At 53.4% G+C, this 3,035-nt stretch carries 2 rRNA genes (1 of these 2 cut by a window edge); both read left to right on the forward strand.

What is annotated here, in order from left to right:
• Window positions 1–2,766, forward strand: a 23S ribosomal RNA gene (locus tag I8J34_RS23730) (it extends 124 nt beyond the left edge of the window).
• A 108-nt stretch (window positions 2,767–2,874) separates the two neighbouring features.
• Window positions 2,875–2,988, forward strand: a 5S ribosomal RNA gene (rrf, locus tag I8J34_RS23735).
• Window positions 2,989–3,035: the final 47 nt, after the last annotated feature.

The raw sequence follows: 3,035 nt of genomic DNA on the forward strand, positions 1-3,035 counted from the left end.
AAACCCGGCCCTTTTAGGGTCATCCCGTGCTGAATACATAGGCACGAGGAGGCGAACGCGGCGAACTGAAACATCTAAGTAGCCGCAGGAAAAGAAATCAACCGAGATTCCCAAAGTAGTGGCGAGCGAAATGGGACCAGCCTGTACGACTAAACCAGTGATTCAACAAAACGGGATGGAAAGCCCGGCCATAGAAGGTGATAGCCCTGTATGTGAAGGGTCGCTGGCGGGTCTGAGCGTACGACAAGTAGGGCGGGACACGTGGAATCCTGTCTGAATATGGGGGGACCATCCTCCAAGGCTAAATACTCGTAATCGACCGATAGTGAACCAGTACCGTGAGGGAAAGGCGAAAAGAACCCCGGGAGGGGAGTGAAATAGATCCTGAAACCGCATGCATACAAACAGTGGGAGCCTCCTTGTGGGGTGACTGCGTACCTTTTGTATAATGGGTCAGCGACTTACGTTCAGTGGCGAGCTTAACCGAATAGGGGAGGCGTAGCGAAAGCGAGTCTGATAAGGGCGACATAGTCGCTGGGCGTAGACCCGAAACCGGATGATCTATCCATGGCCAGGATGAAGGTGCCGTAACAGGTACTGGAGGTCCGAACCCACTAACGTTGAAAAGTTAGGGGATGAGCTGTGGATAGGGGTGAAAGGCCAAACAAATCCGGAAATAGCTGGTTCTCCCCGAAAACTATTTAGGTAGTGCGTCGTACGGACACTTGCGGGGGTAGAGCACTGTCATCGTTGGGGGGGTCATTGCGATTTACCCCGCGATAGCAAACTCCGAATACCGCAAAGTGATATACGGCAGACAGACATCGGGTGCTAACGTCCGGTGTCAAGAGGGAAACAACCCAGACCGCCAGCTAAGGTCCCAAATACATGGCTAAGTGGTAAACGAGGTGGGAAGGCACAGACAGCTAGGAGGTTGGCTTAGAAGCAGCCACCCTTTAAAGAAAGCGTAATAGCTCACTAGTCGAGTCGTCCTGCGCGGAAGATGTAACGGGGCTCAAGCCATGAACCGAAGCTGCGGATGCGTACTTGTACGCATGGTAGGGGAGCGTTCTGTAAGCCTGCGAAGGTGTCTCGTAAGGGATGCTGGAGGTATCAGAAGTGCGAATGCTGACATGAGTAGCGATAAAGGGAGTGAAAAGCTCCCTCGCCGAAAACCCAAGGTTTCCTGCGCAACGTTCATCGGCGCAGGGTGAGTCGGCCCCTAAGGCGAGGCAGAAATGCGTAGTCGATGGGAAACAGGTCAATATTCCTGTACCGCTCTTTGATGCGATGGGGGGACGGAGAAGGTTAGATCAGCCGGGTGTTGGATGTCCCGGTTTAAGCGTGTAGTCGTGCCCGGTAGGCAAATCCGCCGGGCTTAGACGAGGCGTGATGACGAGGGCTCATTGAGCCTGAAGTGATTAATACCATGCTTCCAGGAAAAGCCTCTAAGCTTCAGTCAAAGAGTGACCGTACCGCAAACCGACACAGGTGGGTAGGTAGAAAATACCAAGGCGCTTGAGAGAACTCAGGAGAAGGAACTCGGCAAATTGACACCGTAACTTCGGGAGAAGGTGTGCCTCTTGTATGTGAAAGCCCTGCGGCTGGAGCAGAAGGAGGTCTCAGAGAATCGGTGGCTGCGACTGTTTATTAAAAACACAGCACTCTGCAAACACGAAAGTGGACGTATAGGGTGTGACGCCTGCCCGGTGCCGGAAGGTTAAGTGATGGGGTGCAAGCTCTTGATCGAAGCCCCGGTAAACGGCGGCCGTAACTATAACGGTCCTAAGGTAGCGAAATTCCTTGTCGGGTAAGTTCCGACCTGCACGAATGGCGTAACGATGGCCACACTGTCTCCTCCTGAGACTCAGCGAAGTTGAAATGGTTGTGAAGATGCAATCTACCCGCGGCTAGACGGAAAGACCCCATGAACCTTTACTGCAGCTTTGCATTGGACTTTGACGGGATTTGTGTAGGATAGGTGGGAGGCTTTGAAGTGGGGACGCCAGTTCTCATGGAGCCAACCTTGAAATACCACCCTGATGTCGTTGAGGTTCTAACCTTGGCCCGTGAATCCGGGTCGGGGACCGTGCATGGTGGGCAGTTTGACTGGGGCGGTCTCCTCCTAAAGAGTAACGGAGGAGTACGAAGGTCTTCTAGGTACGGTCGGACATCGTACTGATAGTGCAATGGCAAAAGAAGGCTTGACTGCGAGACCCACAAGTCGAGCAGGTGCGAAAGCAGGTCATAGTGATCCGGTGGTTCTGTATGGAAGGGCCATCGCTCAACGGATAAAAGGTACTCTGGGGATAACAGGCTGATTCCGCCCAAGAGTTCACATCGACGGCGGAGTTTGGCACCTCGATGTCGGCTCATCACATCCTGGGGCTGTAGCCGGTCCCAAGGGTATGGCTGTTCGCCATTTAAAGTGGTACGTGAGCTGGGTTTAAAACGTCGTGAGACAGTTTGGTCCCTATCTGCCGTGGGCGTTGGAAGTTTGAGAGGGGCTGCTCCTAGTACGAGAGGACCGGAGTGGACGAACCTCTGGTGTACCGGTTGTCACGCCAGTGGCATCGCCGGGTAGCTAAGTTCGGAAGAGATAACCGCTGAAAGCATCTAAGCGGGAAACTCGCCTCAAGATGAGACTTCCCCCGTGACTCGATCACGCTAAAGGGTCGTTCAAGACCAGGACGTTGATAGGCTGGGTGTGGAAGCGCAGTAATGCGTTAAGCTAACCAGTACTAATTGCCCGTGAGGCTTGATCCTATAACCTTGAGAACATGTGCTAAGCAATCGCACAAAAGCTACTTAACTCCGACTTCTTCCAGTTGCGGCGACGCAGACACACAAAGCCCTGCGACGCCAACCGTCAAGTCTGACGACAATAGCGTTCTGGAACCACCCCTTCCCATCCCGAACAGGACCGTGAAACGGAACAGCGCCGATGATAGTGCCCAACTCGGGTGTGAAAGTAGGTCATCGTCAGACTAACCAAAAGAAAAACCCCCGTAGTCATCTTGACTGCGGGGGTTTTT

Origin of the sequence: Denitromonas iodatirespirans, from assembly GCF_018524365.1 — a bacterium.
Classification (GTDB): Bacteria; Pseudomonadota; Gammaproteobacteria; order Burkholderiales; family Rhodocyclaceae; genus Nitrogeniibacter; species Nitrogeniibacter iodatirespirans.